General features: G+C 67.4%; 13 protein-coding genes and 1 tRNA gene. 7 read left to right on the top strand and 7 right to left on the bottom strand.

Annotated elements, in window-relative coordinates:
- Together AAFF27_24625 and AAFF27_24620 are read left to right on the top strand one after the other, a co-directional pair.
- Positions 1-690 carry a response regulator gene (locus AAFF27_24625; protein ID XAH23133.1) on the top strand — a complete coding sequence of 230 codons (690 nt, stop codon included), beginning with the start codon at positions 1-3 and terminating at the stop codon, positions 688-690.
- A gap of 49 nt (positions 691-739) precedes the next feature.
- Positions 740-815: transfer RNA gene (locus tag AAFF27_24620), tRNA-Phe, on the top strand.
- 68 nt (positions 816-883) lie between these two features.
- Here the strand turns inward: AAFF27_24620 and AAFF27_24615 are convergent.
- The 4 genes from AAFF27_24615 to AAFF27_24600 form a co-directional block, all read right to left on the bottom strand.
- Positions 884-2092: an alginate lyase family protein gene (locus AAFF27_24615; protein XAH23132.1), complete on the bottom strand. Its 1209-nt coding sequence runs from the start codon at positions 2090-2092 to the stop codon at positions 884-886.
- A 164-nt stretch (positions 2093-2256) separates the two neighbouring features.
- Positions 2257-3867 (bottom strand): SulP family inorganic anion transporter, encoded by a 1611-nt coding sequence (locus AAFF27_24610; protein ID XAH23131.1) that lies wholly within the window; start codon positions 3865-3867, stop codon positions 2257-2259.
- Between the two features lie 16 nt (positions 3868-3883).
- Positions 3884-4657, bottom strand: coding sequence for a fumarylacetoacetate hydrolase family protein (locus tag AAFF27_24605; protein ID XAH23130.1), 774 nt, complete (start codon positions 4655-4657; stop codon positions 3884-3886).
- A 49-nt stretch (positions 4658-4706) separates the two neighbouring features.
- On the bottom strand, positions 4707-5096 hold the full coding sequence (locus AAFF27_24600; GenBank protein ID XAH23129.1) for a hypothetical protein: 390 nt from the start codon (positions 5094-5096) through the stop codon (positions 4707-4709).
- 235 nt (positions 5097-5331) lie between these two features.
- On the opposite strand from AAFF27_24600, the gene AAFF27_24595 reads away from it, so the two are divergent.
- The 5 genes from AAFF27_24595 to AAFF27_24575 all read left to right on the top strand — a co-directional run bounded on the left by AAFF27_24595 (position 5332) and on the right by AAFF27_24575 (position 10558).
- Complete coding sequence (locus AAFF27_24595) at positions 5332-6363, top strand: LacI family DNA-binding transcriptional regulator (GenBank protein XAH23128.1); 1032 nt, start codon at positions 5332-5334, stop codon at positions 6361-6363.
- Positions 6364-6576: 213 nt separating this feature from the next.
- Entirely contained in the window at positions 6577-7599 is a 1023-nt protein-coding gene (locus AAFF27_24590) for a tripartite tricarboxylate transporter substrate binding protein (protein XAH23127.1), read from the top strand.
- Positions 7600-7632: 33 nt separating this feature from the next.
- Entirely contained in the window at positions 7633-8355 is a 723-nt protein-coding gene (locus AAFF27_24585) for a ribonuclease activity regulator RraA (GenBank protein XAH23126.1), read from the top strand.
- A gap of 213 nt (positions 8356-8568) precedes the next feature.
- Positions 8569-9570, top strand: coding sequence for a tripartite tricarboxylate transporter substrate binding protein (locus tag AAFF27_24580; protein ID XAH23125.1), 1002 nt, complete (start codon positions 8569-8571; stop codon positions 9568-9570).
- Between the two features lie 43 nt (positions 9571-9613).
- Positions 9614-10558, top strand: coding sequence for a 2-hydroxyacid dehydrogenase (locus tag AAFF27_24575; GenBank protein ID XAH23124.1), 945 nt, complete (start codon positions 9614-9616; stop codon positions 10556-10558).
- Positions 10559-10669: 111 nt separating this feature from the next.
- On the opposite strand, the gene AAFF27_24570 is transcribed toward AAFF27_24575, so the two are convergent.
- Genes AAFF27_24570 through AAFF27_24560 form a run of 3 tightly spaced genes read right to left on the bottom strand, consistent with a single transcriptional unit; the run spans position 10670 to position 14495 of the window.
- On the bottom strand, positions 10670-12022 hold the full coding sequence (locus tag AAFF27_24570; protein XAH23123.1) for a phospholipase A: 1353 nt from the start codon (positions 12020-12022) through the stop codon (positions 10670-10672).
- The gene (locus AAFF27_24565) at positions 11962-12399 is read right to left on the bottom strand and encodes a hypothetical protein (GenBank protein XAH23122.1); all 438 of its coding nucleotides are present in this window, start codon (positions 12397-12399) and stop codon (positions 11962-11964) included. Before AAFF27_24565 ends, AAFF27_24570 begins: the two co-directional genes overlap by 61 nt.
- Positions 12400-12404: 5 nt before the next feature.
- Entirely contained in the window at positions 12405-14495 is a 2091-nt protein-coding gene (locus AAFF27_24560; GenBank protein XAH23121.1) for a UvrD-helicase domain-containing protein, read from the bottom strand.
- Positions 14496-14497 lie beyond the last annotated feature (2 nt).

The following is a 14497-nucleotide window of genomic DNA, read 5'->3' as shown; positions in this document are numbered from 1 at the left end:
ATGGCAAATATCTTGGTGGTCGACGATGAGCTGGGTATTCGGGATTTGCTCTCGGAGATCCTCAACGACGAAGGCCACACCGTCGAACTCGCCGAAAACGCGGCGCAGGCGCGTGCGGCCCGCAACCTCGGGCCCTACGACCTGGTACTGCTGGACATCTGGATGCCGGATACCGACGGCGTGTCGCTGCTCAAGGAGTGGGCAGCCGCTGGCACGCTGTCCATGCCGGTGATCATGATGAGTGGGCACGCCACCATCGACACCGCCGTCGAAGCCACGCGCATCGGCGCCCACGCCTTCCTGGAAAAACCCATCACCCTGCAGAAGCTGCTCAAGGCCGTGGAGCAGGGCCTGTCGCGCGGAGAAAGCCGCAAGGCGGCGGCCACGCCGGCAGCGCCTTCGCCTGCGGTCGCGCTGTCGCTGCCTGTTGCGGCAAGCGGTGACGGGGCTGCGGCCGGGGTTGCAGCGCCTGAATCGACCGCACGCAATCGCCAGACTTTTGATCTGGACCGTCCCCTGCGCGAAGCGCGCGATGGCTTCGAGAAGGCGTACTTCGAGTTCCACCTGGCGCAAGAGGGCGGCTCCATGACGCGCGTGGCGGAAAAGACCGGCCTGGAACGCACGCACCTGTACCGCAAGCTGCGCCAATTGGGCGTGGACCTGAGCCGCGGCAGGCGTTCGGCCGGTTGAGACCTATTTTTGAAAAAGCCGAAAAGCTCGTGTTATACTTTAAGGCTCAGGCCCGGTAGCTCAGTTGGTAGAGCAGCGGATTGAAAATCCGCGTGTCGTTGGTTCGATTCCGACCCAGGCCACCATATTCAGCAAAGCGCTGCAGCTTAAAAGTTGCAGCGCTTTTTTGTTGCCTCGGCCACGGAGCTTGGTGCTATTGCAGTTGGGCTGGTGCCGCCGCCACCGGCTTCAGGCTGTAGGTCAGCGTCCCGTAGCCCAACTGGTCATAGCCCCCGCTGTTGGGGCCGTAGTCGCCGCCACCGCCTTCGGGGCGCACCTTGTCCGTGAACATCCGGGTGTAGGGGGCGGGCAGGCCTTTCAGCACTACGTAGTGGTTGTAGAGCAGCTCCCAGATCGGGCGGGTGTCGCCGCGGCCGGCACCGGAAATGACGTCCTGTGTCACGTCACTGTTGCGGTAAGGCGTGTAGGGCACGTCATAGCCCAGGTTGTACTTGGCGATGTACTCGATGCCGCGCAGCAGCCGGTTGTCCTGGTAGCTGAACAGGTCGTCGTTCTGGTTCCAGGCCATCTGGCAGAAGGCGCCCACCAAGGCCAGGTCGAGCATGCTGTGGCCCTGGTCGCGCCCGCTTTCCTGGACCTGGCCCAGGCCTTCCGGGTAGAGCTGCCACACCAGTTGCTCCAGCGCGCCATTGCCCTTGCCGTGCTTGTAGTAGCTGATGGCCTCGTCGTAGATATCGTGCCGGTCGGTCAGGATGCCGATCGCCAGCATGGAATCCAGATTGGCCAGATCCCAGTTGGCCCAGTAGTGGTCGATCTTGGCGCCGTTGTGCCGCACCAGGAAGTCGTGGTTCATGGGGTAGAACACGTCCAGCATCATCTTCTGGAAGCGCTGCTGATGCTCCGCCGGCCACTGCGGGTAGCTGCGCATCATCTCTGCAGCATTGGCCAACTGGTAGCCATAGATGCCAGACGCCAGGAACTTGTCGGAGTTGCCACCGATGCTGGTCAACGAGCCAGCCCAGGCGTCGAGGATGCTCACGGCCTTGTCGGCATAGGCGGTGTCACCGCTGATCTTCCAGCGCAAGGCCAGTGCATAAGCTGCGGCAGCGTCCTGGTACAGGGCAGCATAGTTTTCGGCATGGGTTCCATCCTTGCCGCGGTAGACCGTCACCTGCGGATGGGGCGTCCAATTCAGGGACGCGTGCTTGTTTTGCAGCAGGCGGTTCCAGCCCGCCGTCCAGGGCTGCGCGCCCTCGGCCACCCGGCTCTTCATACGATCGAAGTCTGCCTGCGTATGCAAGGCCCCGGGGTGGACAAAGGAGGCCGCCTGCGCGAGAGGTGCCAGCAGGGCCGCCAAGGCCGTTGCACAAAGGATGCGGGCCCCGGGTCTGGTGAAGAGCATGGACAAGCCTGTCGATGGATGTGGAAAGCATCACAACGCGATGTCTGGCCGAACGTTGACAGGCATCCGGCATACCTTGGCGTGGTGCACAGGTGCTCGCCAGAGGTGAGTCGACACCAAGTACTGCAGTTCTCGTTACCGCTGTTGCCGAAAGAAGGACTGGTTCACCGAATAGCGTCGTCCACGCTCCAGGACGCGTAGACCAGCGCCGGCAGGTCGGGGGAGTTCACCTGGCCCAGCAGATCGCGCACCTGGTCTTTCACGCGGGCGAGTTCCAGCTGCGCGCCGCGTGCGCGCACATAGGCGGCGAAGTCGCACAGGGCTTCGATGCTGGTGGCATCCAGGTCGGGGGATTCTTCCAGGCTCAGCACCATGCGCTGCAGTGTGGGCGTTGCCGCAATCCGGCTGCGGATGCTTGCAAACACCGCATCCGCATTGCCAAAGAAAAGCGGCACTTCGGGGCGTGCGATCAGCACGCCGGCGGGCACTACCGCTTCGGGGTGGCGGCTGGTGTCGACATAGTCGTGGCTTTGGCCCAGGCGGCCAAGCCAGCTCACCGTGGTGCGCGAGAAGCCGCGCAGCAACAACAACAGGCTGACGCCAATGGCAGCGAGCAGGCCATCGAGCACGCCCAGCAGCAGCACCGCGGCCACTGCCACCAAGGCCACCAGGCGGTCGCGCCGCCACTGGAAATAGGGGCGCAAGGCGGCGGGGTTGAGGGTGTGGCTGACGGCATGGATCACGATCGCGGCCAGCAGCGGCTCGGGCGTGTGGGCAATCCAGGGCAGCAGCGTGAGCACGGCTACCAGCACCACGGCGCCCGCCACCAGGCCGGCCGCGCGGCTCTGCGCGCCAGCCGATTCATTGGCCGAGGTGGCGGAGTAGCCCGCACCCACCGGCATGCCCTGGAACAGCGCGGACAGCAGGTTGGCGCCGCCCAGCGCGAGCAGGTCCCGGTTGGCCGACATGTTGTCGCCGTGGCGCAGGGCAAAGGTGCGGATCGAGCCATAGGATTCGGCGTAAAGGATCAATGCCATCGCAAAGGCCAGTTCGCAGAGGCTCAGCCATTGGGCGCGGTCAAGCGATGGCATACGCGGGTGCGAGAAGTCGAGCGAGATCGGCCCGACCGCCGCCACGCCCCAGGCGTGGCACAGCCCGCTCACGTCGAGCGCGATGCCGCACACGATCACCAGCAGCGCGGCCGGCACCGCGCGCCAGCGGGCCAGGCTGCGCAGCAGCAGCAGCGCCACCAGCGCCATGGCGGCACCGGCAAGGTTCCACTGCCGCCAGTCGGCGGCAAGACCGGCGATGAGCCGGAAGAAATCGCTGTGCGCCGGCTGCACGGCCAGTACCGTGGGCAACTGCTTGACCACGATGGTCAGCGCCAGCCCGAGCGCGAAGCCGCGCAGCACCGGCTTGGCGATCAGGCTCGACACGGCCCCGAGCTTGGCAATGCCGGCGATGACAAAGAACACGCCTGTCAGCAGCACGATGCCGGCGCCCAGGATCAGCCGCGTCGTGGCATCGACGCCGGGGAGGGCGGTGGTGGCGGCAAACAGCACGGCGGCGGACGATGACGTTGCAGAAACAATCGCGAAGCGGCTGCTGCCGAAGAGGCCATAGACCAACAGGCCCGCGAAGAGCGCCATCACGCCGGCCTGCGGCGGCAGCCCGGCGATGCCCGAATAGGCCACGGCTTCGGGCAGCAGCAAGCCTGCGATGGACAGGCCTGCCATCAGGTCGGCGAGGCGAGGTGGGTGGCCTGATGCGTTCATGTACCAGGCCTGCGATTCACAGCTGAACCGATGCGTGCCCGATGCCGGCAAATTCGACCGTGACCAGCTCGCCTGCGGCCACTGGGAGCAGGCCGACCCAACTGCCGGTGGTGACCACCGTACCCGCGGCCAGGCTGCGGCCGTCTTGCGTGGCATGGCGCAGCCACGCCGGCAGCAAAAAGGCTGGGTCGCCCAGCGAGTGCGTGCCATGCCGCTCGACCGGCGGCTGCGTGCCTATCTGCACGCAGCAGGCCTGCGCGCCCCAGTCGCGCGGCGCAAAGGCGGTCCAGGCGCCCAGCACCAGTGCGCCATGGGACAGCTGATCGGCCATCTGGCACAGCGCGGGCGCGTCTAGCGCTTCCTGCCAGCGCGAATCCACGATCTCTATCGACACGGCCATGGCGTCGACCAGCGCGCTGGCGCTGTCGGCGTCCAGCCGCGCGGCCAGTTCCTCGTTGACATCGCACGCCAGCCGCAGCGCGATCTCGGCCTCGATGCCGCGCGGCCGCAAGAGCGGCCAGCGGCTGCCGTGGGCCGGGCTCTCACACACCCCTGCTGGCGGCAGTGGCGCGTGGCTGAGCACTGCGTTGCGCGACGGGCCACCCGATTTCCAATACTGCGGCGGCGCGGTGCCAAACCAGCCCAGCTCGTGCGCCACGCGCTGCTGCACCGCATAGGCGGCGTTGGTGTCGTTCAGGGCATGGAGCAATGGCGCGGCCTGGGGCGCCGAGCCGTCGCGGCGCGCGCGGACCAGGGCCTGGGCGACGGCGTCGAGCGGCGATGGGTTCATGTCTGTTTTTTCTGGCCGGGGCGAGTGGGGCCAGAGCGCACCGGCGGGCTCAATGCGCGGTGCGCGAGGCGGTCTTGGCGGCGCGCGGCATCTTGCCGTGCGGCACGCTGGCCAGCCGCTTGAACATGCGGCGGCAGTAGCCGGCGATGTGCAGGCAGTTGTTGATCTCTTCCACCGGCAGCGGGCCCGACACCACGACGATGTCGTTGGCCGCGTCTTGTGCGCCTGCGGCCCGCAGCCGGCGCCGGGCGCCGATGGCCCAGGACTGGATGCGCAGGGGGCTGCCATGCTGGTGCAGCACGCCGGTGCTGGCGTCGAAGGCGATGGCGACCGTGTCGGTCTTGAGCCGGAAGCGGCGCTCCCCGGTGGCACAGCTGGGGGCTTCGCGCATGTCGTACAGGTAGTAGCTGCCGGCCTTGAGCTGGTATTGCAGGTCCATTCTCGAATCTCCTTGTGCGGATTGTCGAAGGTGCCCCCGCATGGGAAGGCGGGGGAAAGGGCGGCAAAACCCGTCTTTCTTGTCCGTTCAAGAGGACTGACGGCCGGACCTGCGCAGCCGGGCGCCATTGTAGGAAAGCGCATGGGCGGCCCATGTGTGCAATGGTGACGGGCCGTGATAATGGCCGGGCGCCACTGTCGGCGCGGCCCTGAACCCTATTGCCCGATACCTGACCGTGCCCCAGCAGAAAGCGTCTACCCGTCCCTCGCGCCGCAGCAGCGGCGGCATCACGCTCAATGATGTTTCCCGGCTGGCGGGCGTCTCGGCCATCACCGTATCGCGTGCGCTGAACACGCCGGCCATGGTGTCGGCAGAGGCGCGCGAGAAGGTGCGCCGCGCGGTCGAGCTGACCGGCTACGTGCCCAACCTGCTGGCTGGCGGCCTGGCCTCCAACCGCAGCCGGCTGGTGGCCGCGCTGGTGCCGACCATTGCCGGCCCGGTGTTCCTGGAAACCATACAGTCGCTGACCGAGGCCCTGGCCGAAGAGGGCTACCAGCTGATGCTGGGGCAGAGCGGCTACAACAACGCCCGTGAAGACGCGCTGATCGACGCCATCGTCGGCCGGCGCCCGGACGGCATCGTGCTGACCGGCATCATGCGCTCGGCCGAGGGGCGGCGCCGCCTGCTGGCCTCGGGCATTCCGGTGGTGGAGACCTGGGACATCACGCCCACGCCGGTGGACATGCTGGTGGGTTTCTCGCACCAGAAGGTGGGCCTGGAGACGGCGCGTTTCCTGTACGCACGCGGCTATCGGCATCCGGCGGTGGTGGCGGGCGACGACCAGCGCGCAGCGCAACGCACGGCAGGCTTTCGCCAGGGCATGGCCAGCCTGGGCGGCGGCGCCGTGCAAGAGCGCCTGGTGGCCGCGCCCACCACGCTGGGCCATGGCCGCGAGGCCCTGGCCGCACTGCTGGCAGAGGGGCGGCCGTGCGACGTGGTGGTCTGCAGCTCGGACGGCCTGGCGCACGGCGTCATCATCGAGGCGCAGGCGCGTGGCCTGCAGGTGCCGGGCGACCTGGGCGTGATGGGCTTTGGCGACCTGGCCTTTGCGCGCGACGCGCACCCGGCCATCACCACGGTGCGCATCGACGGCACGGCCATCGGTCGGCAGGCGGCGCGCTTCATCGTGGACCGCGCGGCGGGCCGCGAGGTCGAGCACAAGGTGCTGGACCTGGGCTTTTCCATCGTCGAGCGCGCCAGCGCTTGATGCCGGCGGCGCTCTCCAGCTAGCGCTTTCCCGAATGCAGGCCGCCGCGGGAATCCTTTAAGATCGGCATGACAGCGCTAACATTTTGATTTCTGCTGCCGCCAGGACAGGGCGGCAGCCTGAATGAAACCGTAGTGCAACGCCTGCCCGAGACGCCCCTGAGAGCGTTGTCGCATTGCGATGGATTCCCCCACACAAGACAGGAGACATGCCATGTCCCGGACACCCTCTTCCCCCGCCCTGCGCGCCCGGCGCACGGCCCTTTCGCGCATTGGCCTGGCCACGGCCGCTGTGGCGCTGCCGCCAGCGGTATTTGCCCAGTCGGGCGAGGCGCCCTGGCCTTCGCGCGCCATCACCTATGTCGTGCCCTTCACGCCGGGCGGCTCCACCGACGTGATCGGCCGGGTCATTGCGCAGAAGCTGGGCGAGGTGCTGGGCCAGCCGGTCATCGTCGACAACAAGCCCGGCGCGGCCGGTGCCGTGGGCGCAACCTATGTGGCCAAGGCCAAGCCCGACGGCTACACGCTGTTTGGCGGCACCATCAGCACCCACGCGATCAACGCCAGCCTGTACAAGAACCTGTCTTATGACCCGGTGAAGGACTTCGAGCCGATCTCGCTGGTGGCCTTCTTGCCCAACGTGCTGATGGTGGCGCCGGGCCTGGGCGTGAACTCGGTGGCCGAGCTGATCGCGCTGCTGAAGAAGGACCCGGCCAAGCGCACCTTTGCGTCTTCCGGCCCCGGCACCTCCACCCATCTGGCCGGCGAGATGCTGGGCGACATGCTGGGCATCAAGCTCACCCACATCGCCTACAAGGGCACGCCGCCGGCGATGCTCGATGTGTCCTCCGGCCAGGTCACCTTCATGTTCGACCAGATGACCGCGGCGCTGCCGCTGGTGCAGGCCGGCAAGCTGAAGCTGCTGGCCGTTACCAGCGCCAAGCGCATGGCGCTGGCGCCGCAGCTGCCGACCATGATCGAGGCCGGCGTGCCGGGCTTCGAGATGGCGTCCTGGCAGGCGGTCTACGCGCCCAAGCACCTGCCCAAGCCGATTGCGCAGCGCCTGGCAACCGAGATCACCAAGATCCTGCAGCAGCCCGAGGTGCACGACAAGCTCACCAACCAGCTGGGCATGGATGTTGTGGCTGGCACGCCCGAGCAGTTGGCGGCCTTGATGCAAAAGGAAATCCCGCGCTGGGGTGAACTCGTCCGCAAATCCGGCGCGGAACCAGGCTGACCATTCCCGTTTTTCTTCCCTCCACCAACTCCCATGACCGCTACCGCCGAACTCTCTCCCACCACCCTTGAGCAACTGCGCAAGGTCAGCACCGCCACGCTCTGCACCCAGTTGTTCAAGCGCGGCTTTCGCAATGTGTTTCTGCAGGGCATTGCGCGCCTCACCACGCCCTCGGGCGGCAACCTGGTTGGGCCGGCCTTCACCATGCGCAACATCCCGGCGCGCGAGGACCTGGACCAGCTCAGCGCTTTCGATGACCCGAATCACCCGCAGCGCAAGGGCATCGAGAGCGTGCCGCCCGGCCACGTGCTGGTGCTGGATTGCCGCGGTGAAACGCGCGTGGCATCCGGCGGGCAGATCCTCACCACGCGGCTCAAGGTGCGCGGTGCCGCCGGCCTGGTGTCTGACGGCCCGGTGCGCGACAGCGGCCGCATCGCCGAGATGGATTTCCCCGTGTACTGCGCCGGCGGCAGCGCGCCGCTGAATCTGCTGCAGCACCATGCCATCGACCTCAACGTGCCCATCGCCTGCGGTGGCGTGGCGGTATACCCGGGTGACGTGCTGGTGGGCGACGACGAGGGCGTGGTGGTCATCCCCCAGCACCTGGCCGCAGAAGTAGCCGCCGACGCCGTCGAGCAGGAACTGATGGAGGTCTTCATCCTGGAGAAGGTCGAAGCCGGCGCCAAGCTGGCCGGCACCTATCCGCCCAACGCCGAGACCCGCGCCGCCTACGCGGCCTGGCGCGCCCAGCGCTGAGAGGCGGGGGTACGCCGGGCGTGAAGCTATAAAAATAATAGCTATATGCCCAGGTGGGTATTGGGCTAAGGCCACTTTTGACTAAAAAACGGTAACTACTCACCCCCGTTCGCCCTGAGCCTGTCGAAGGGCTTGCCCCACACGGGCAGGGCTTCGACAGGCTCAGCCCGAGCGGTGAGAGGAGCTGAGTAGTTACAAAAACGGAGACCTGCCATGTGCAATCCCCAACGGCCCATCACACGCCGCCGCGCCCTGCATGCGGCCCTTGTCCTGGCGGCCAGCCTGCCGCTGGCCGGCCCGCTGCATGCGCAGGCGCCAGCCTTCCCGAGCAAGCCGCTCACCATCGTCGTGCCGGCCTCGCCGGGCGGCGCCATCGACCTTGCCGCGCGCCTGATCGGCAACAAGCTGACAGAGGCCTGGGGCCAGCCGGTGCTGATCGACAACCGCACCGGCGCCACCGGCATCATCGGCACTGACTTCGTTGCCAAGAGCGCGCCCGACGGCCACACCCTGGTGCTGGTGGCCAGCAGCCATGCGATCAACCCGAGCATGGTGAAGAAGCTGCCCTTCGACACCGTCAAGAGCTTTGCGCCCGTGGTGCTGACCCATGTCGTGCCGCTGGTGCTGGTGGTCTCGCCCACGCAGCCCTTCAAGACCGTGGCAGAGCTGATCGCCTACGGCAAGGCGAATCCGGGCCAGCTCACGTTTGCGTCCAGCGGCAGCGGCGGCGCGCCGCATTTCTCGGGCGAGCTGTTCAAGACCATGGCGGGCTTGGAGATGACGCACATCCCCTACAAGGGCAGCACGCTCGCGCATCCCGATTTGATCAGCGGGCGCACCGCGCTGATGTTCGACACCGTGGCCGCCACCCATGCGCAGATCAAGGCCGGCCGCCTGCGCGCGCTGGCCGTGACCACGGCGCGGCGCTCTTCCATCCTGCCCGAGGTGCCGACCATGCAAGAGGCCGGCATGCCCGGCTTTGAGACCAGCACCTGGGGCGGCCTGCTGGCACCGGCCGGCACGCCGCCGGCTACCGTGGCCAAGCTCAATGCCGAGGTCAACCGCATCCTGCAGCTGCCCGACGTGCGCAAGAGCCTGCAGGACGCGGGCATAGAGCCGGGCGGCGGCACGGCGCCGCAGTTCGCCGACTTCATCGGCAGCGAGATGATCAAATGGGCCAAGGTTGCCAAGGACGCGGGCATACAGCCCGAGTGATCGCGCCCTGCCGTTTTCCACTTCCACTCTTCACTTTTCAACGATGCGACACCGTGTTCTTCTGCAGCAGGGCGCCTTGCTGCCCGCCCTTGAATCCCGCCTGACTGCGCAGTACGAGGTGCAGCACCTGCCGCCGGCCGGCGCCGAGCGCAGCGCTTTTCTGGCGGCGCACGGCGCGGGCGTGCAGGGCCTGGCGACATCGGCGCGCTTTGGTGCCGATGCCGCGCTGATCGCGGCACTGCCAGACCTCAAGGTCATCTCCAGCTTCGGCGTGGGCCTGGACACGCTGGACCTGGCCGCCGCGCGCGCCCGCGGCATTGCCGTGGGCTACACGCCCGACGTGCTCAACGACTGCGTCGCCGACACCGCCTTTGCGCTGCTGATGGACGTGGCGCGCAACACCAGCGCGGCGGATCGCTTCGTGCGCCGTGGCGACTGGCTGAAGGGCCAGTTCCCGCTGTCCACCCAGGTCTCGCACAAGCGCCTGGGCATCCTCGGCATGGGCCGCATCGGCCGCGTCATCGCGCGCCGCAGCAGCGGCTTTGACATGCAGGTGCGCTACCACAACCGCAAGCCGCTGCAGGACGTGGACTATGCCTACGAGCCCACCTTGAAGGGCCTGGCCGAGTGGGCGGACTTCCTCGTCATCGCCAGCGCCGGCGGCGCCGAGACGCGTGGCCTGGTGTCGGCCGAAGTCCTGCAGGCGCTCGGCCCCAAGGGCTACCTGATCAACATCTCGCGCGGCACCGTGGTGGACGAGGCCGCGCTGGTCGATGCACTGGTGCACCGGCGCATCGCCGGCGCCGGGCTGGATGTGTTCGAGCGCGAACCGCAGGTGCCCGAGGCACTGCTGGCCCTGGACAACGTGGTGCTGCTCCCGCATCTGGCCAGCAACACCCACGAAACCCGCGCCGCCATGGCCCAGCGCGTAGAAGACAACCTGGCCGCATTCTTTGCAGGCCAGCCGCTGGTAAGCGCCGCGCTATAGAGCAGAGCATGCCCGTAGCCAAAGACACCGTGGATCTGGCTCCGCCAGTCCACAGGTGTCGCCCCCGGAAGGGGGAAGGCGAAGACGCGAAGCGCGTAGCCTGGGGGCGAGCTAAAAGTCCACAATGCTGAACCCCACGCTGAACACCGTGCGCTTGTTGTTGTAGTCGATGATGCTGTCGCCATAGCCGCTGAACAGCTGCGTGTGCAGGCGCAGGCCGCTGTAGCTGTTGCCCACGCCATCGCCCAGCGAGCGCAGCCATTCCAGCCGCACCGAGCCGCGGTTGCTGCCGCCGAACGAGTTGCGCACCGTGCCCATGAAGGTGTTCTTGCGGTCCGGGTTCCAGGTCGCAAGCAGCTCGCCGCGGCCGACATAGTTGCTGATGCCGGGGTTGTTGTCGTTCAGCGCTGATTCGCTCAGGCGCTTCCAGATGCGGGCGTTGACGCTGTACTCGTTGCCGTGCTCGAAGCCGGTCATCAGGTAGACCCGGTTCCAGCTGCGTGACAGCGGATCGCTCTGGCCGTTGGACTGGTGCACCAGCCCGGCGCCGCTGTAGCGCCAGTTCCAGCCAAAGGGCAGGGCGGCGGTGGTCGGGTAGACGTAGATCAGCTCGGGCTCGTAGTCGGTGCTGCGGAATGGGCGCGAAAGTTCGGTGTTGAAGAACTGCCAGTACGACTGCTGGCTGTAGGCCACCCAGAGCGAGTCGCGCAGCGTGGAGCCGGCCGGCGTCAGCAGGCCGCTGGCCAGTTTGGTACGCACCGACAGCTGCAGCCGCAGCTCTTGCTTTTGGTAGTCGATCGCCGTGCTGGCGCTGTTGTTCGGGTTGCCGGAGGTCGGCTGCCGGTTCACGTTGTTGGCGGTGACCACCGACAGGCCGTTGGCGCGGAAGCCACGGAAGCTGAAGGTCGGGCAGCTGCTGCCCGATTCCAGCTCCCAGAAGCGCGAGACGGTGGAGTACTGCCGGTCCTTGCAGCCCTGCTCCAGCCCCACGCCGACGATGCCGACCGAATCCGTGGCCGTGGTGGCCCCTGCCGCCGGCGCGGGCTGGGCCGATGCCAGGGCGGCCGCCACGTCGGCGCGGATCGCCGAAGCCGCCGCGCCGGGCGGTGCTGCGTTGCCGATGCTGGCCGAGGCCGCTGCGGCGGCGCTGGAGCGTGACTCCACCGCATTGACCAGCGTTTGCTGGGCATGCGCCCACTGGTCGAAGCAGGCCAGGCGCACGGCGCTGTCGCTGAGGGCCGCGCACTGCTGCCAGGCGGTGGCGCTGGCGATGCGGCCTTCGGTCACCGGCGCCAGCGGCGTGGCGGCGCTGGGTACTGGCTGCGGCTTCTTGGCCGTCTGCGCGCTGGCGCCTGCGCTGGCCAGCAGCAATGCTGCGGCCAGGGCGACGGCCCGGTGGTGCGTCAGGGGCTTAGCTTGCGCAGCACGAAGGCGCGCTTGCTGTCGGTGGCGGAGTCGGTCCATGTTCCCTCGATCTTTCTGCCGCAACTGCCGGCGCTGACTTGCCCTTCCCAGAGGGCGGTGATGGATTTGCCGGTAGAGGATGCATCGATGGCGACGATGCCCTCGTCCGCGTCGCCGGCGACCTGGGCGGTGGCGTCGCCATAGCTCACGCTGCCACGCACCGCATTGGCAAAGTCGGGGTGCGGCGCCAGCGTCATGGTGCCGGTATCGCTGCGGTCGGCAAAGCGCACCTCCCAGCGGCCCACCAATTGCGCCTGGCCGACCTTGTTGGCGGCGATGCAGCCCGGGGCCGATGAAGTGGCAGGCGCGTCGGCCGCGTGCGCGCTGGCCGCGCCCAGGGCGCAGGCCAGCAAAAGGGAATGCAGTAGCTTGTTCATGTCGGTCATGTCCGGGCTTCGCTGGCAGCGGCGGCTGCTACGCCGGCTTGAGCCTTCTTGGCAAATTCGGCGCGCAGCGCGCGCAGCTTTTCGCGCGGGTCTTCTTTGGTGGTTTCCTTGTCCAGCGCCATCTCGGCGATGAAGCGGCTGGGTTGCACGGCGACCATCTCGCGGCCCTTCTTGCGCCGGCGCGTCCAGCTCACGGCCAGGCTGCGCTGGGCGCGGGTGATGCCCACGTACATCAGGCGGCGCTCTTCCTGCAGGCGCTGGGCGGTTTCGTCGCTCACCATCTTTTGCCGGCCGCCGTCGTCGTCGAGCTTGAAGGGCAGCATGCCCTCGGTCACGCCCACCAGCACCACGTGCGGCCACTCCAGGCCCTTGGAGGCATGCAGGGTAGAGAGCGTGACCATGTCCTGGTCTTTCTCGCGCTCGCTGATGGTGGACAAGAGCGAGATCGTCTGCGCCACTTCCATCAGGCTCTTGGTCTCGCTGGCCAGCACCGGGTTGGCGCCAGAGGCATCGTCGATCTGGCCACCGCAGCGCTGCGACATCCATTCGCAGAAATCGATCACATTGCCCCAGCGCGCGGCGGCGACCTTGTCGCTGTCTTCGCCTTCGAGCAGGTGCTGCTCGTAGTCGATCTCTTTCAGCCATTCCATCAGGAAGGCGAGCGCGGCCTCGGCGCCCATGGTCTGGCGCGCGCGGTATTCCAGGTCGTTCATGTAGCGGCCGAACTCAAGCAGGCCGTCCATGGCGCGCTCGGGCAGCATGCTGGGCAGCGACGCCGAGAACAGCGAGGCGAACAGGCTCAGCTTGTACTTGCTGCCGAACTCGCCGAGCTTGCCCAGCGTGGTGTGGCCGATGCCGCGTTTGGGCGTGGTGACCGCGCGCAAAAAGGCCGGGTCGTCGTCGTTGTTGACCCACAGCCGAAACCAGGCGCACAGGTCGCGGATCTCGGTGCGATCGAAGAAGCTGGTGCCGCCCGACACCTTGTACGGAATGTTGTACTTGCGCAGCGCCTTCTCGAAGGGCTTGGCCTGGTGGTTGGCGCGGTAGAGGATGGCGAAGTCGCGCCACTCCTTGTGCTGCGAGGTCTCGCGCAGGCCCATGATGCGGGCGGCGGCGCGCTCGGCCTCGTGCTCTTCGCTGTCGGCATCGACCACGCGCACCGGCTCGCCTTCGCCCAGCTCGCTGAACAAGGTCTTGGGAAACAGCTTGGGGTTGGGCCCGATCACGTTGTTGGCGGCGCGCAGGATGGCGCTGGTGGAGCGGTAGTTCTGCTCCAGCTTGATGACCTTGAGCTGCGGGAAATCAACCGGCAGCTTCTTCAGGTTGTCCAGCGTGGCGCCGCGCCAGCCGTAGATGGACTGGTCGTCATCGCCCACGGCGGTGAAGTGGCCGCGCTCGCCGACCAGGTGCTTGAGCACCTCGTACTGCGTGGCGTTGGTGTCCTGGTACTCGTCCACCAGCACATGGCCGAGCGCGGCCTGCCACTTGGCGCGCACCTCGGGGTAGTCGGACAGCAGCTTGAGCGGCATGCCGATCAGGTCGTCGAAATCCACGCTCTGGTAGGCGGTCAGGCGCTCTTGGTACAGCTCCATCACGCGCGCGATGATGCGTTCGTTGTCGTCCGCCGCCAGGGCCAGGGCCTGCTCGGCGTTCAGGCCCATGTTCTTCCACTTGCTGATGACCCACTGCCATTGGCGCGCGGTGGCCGCGTCGGCGGTGCCGCCGGCGGCGTCCTTCAGGATGCTGGTGACGTCGTCCGCATCCAGGATGCTGAACTGGGGCTTCAGGCCCAGCACCTTGCCGTCTTCCCGCATCATGCGCACGCCCAGCGCGTGGAAGGTGCACACCACCACTTCCTTGGCCTGGCGCCCGATCAGGTCCTTGGCGCGCTCGCGCATCTCGGCCGCCGCCTTGTTGGTGAAGGTGATGGCGGCGATGCGCTTGGGCGGCATGCCGCTCTGGATCAGGCGCCCTATCTTGTGCGTGATCACCCGCGTCTTGCCCGAGCCGGCACCGGCGAGCACCAGGCAGGGACCGTGCAGGTAGTTCACGGCTTCTTGCTGGGCGAGGTTCAGACCGGCGGACATGG

Source organism: Xylophilus sp. GW821-FHT01B05 (genome assembly GCA_038961845.1).
Classification (GTDB): domain Bacteria; phylum Pseudomonadota; class Gammaproteobacteria; order Burkholderiales; family Burkholderiaceae_C; genus Xylophilus.
This window is presented reverse-complemented; position numbering and strand designations above follow the sequence as displayed.

Coding starts and splice junctions, on each gene's coding strand:
- AAFF27_24625 (XAH23133.1), top strand. CDS start 1: ATGGCAAATATCTTGGTGGTCGACGATGAGCTGGGTATTCGGGATTTG.
- AAFF27_24615 (XAH23132.1), bottom strand. CDS start 2,092: ATGCTCTTCACCAGACCCGGGGCCCGCATCCTTTGTGCAACGGCCTTG.
- AAFF27_24610 (XAH23131.1), bottom strand. CDS start 3,867: ATGAACGCATCAGGCCACCCACCTCGCCTCGCCGACCTGATGGCAGGC.
- AAFF27_24605 (XAH23130.1), bottom strand. CDS start 4,657: ATGAACCCATCGCCGCTCGACGCCGTCGCCCAGGCCCTGGTCCGCGCG.
- AAFF27_24600 (XAH23129.1), bottom strand. CDS start 5,096: ATGGACCTGCAATACCAGCTCAAGGCCGGCAGCTACTACCTGTACGAC.
- AAFF27_24590 (XAH23127.1), top strand. CDS start 6,577: ATGTCCCGGACACCCTCTTCCCCCGCCCTGCGCGCCCGGCGCACGGCC.
- AAFF27_24585 (XAH23126.1), top strand. CDS start 7,633: ATGACCGCTACCGCCGAACTCTCTCCCACCACCCTTGAGCAACTGCGC.
- AAFF27_24580 (XAH23125.1), top strand. CDS start 8,569: ATGTGCAATCCCCAACGGCCCATCACACGCCGCCGCGCCCTGCATGCG.
- AAFF27_24575 (XAH23124.1), top strand. CDS start 9,614: ATGCGACACCGTGTTCTTCTGCAGCAGGGCGCCTTGCTGCCCGCCCTT.
- AAFF27_24570 (XAH23123.1), bottom strand. CDS start 12,022: ATGGACCGACTCCGCCACCGACAGCAAGCGCGCCTTCGTGCTGCGCAA.
- AAFF27_24565 (XAH23122.1), bottom strand. CDS start 12,399: ATGAACAAGCTACTGCATTCCCTTTTGCTGGCCTGCGCCCTGGGCGCG.
- AAFF27_24560 (XAH23121.1), bottom strand. CDS start 14,495: ATGTCCGCCGGTCTGAACCTCGCCCAGCAAGAAGCCGTGAACTACCTG.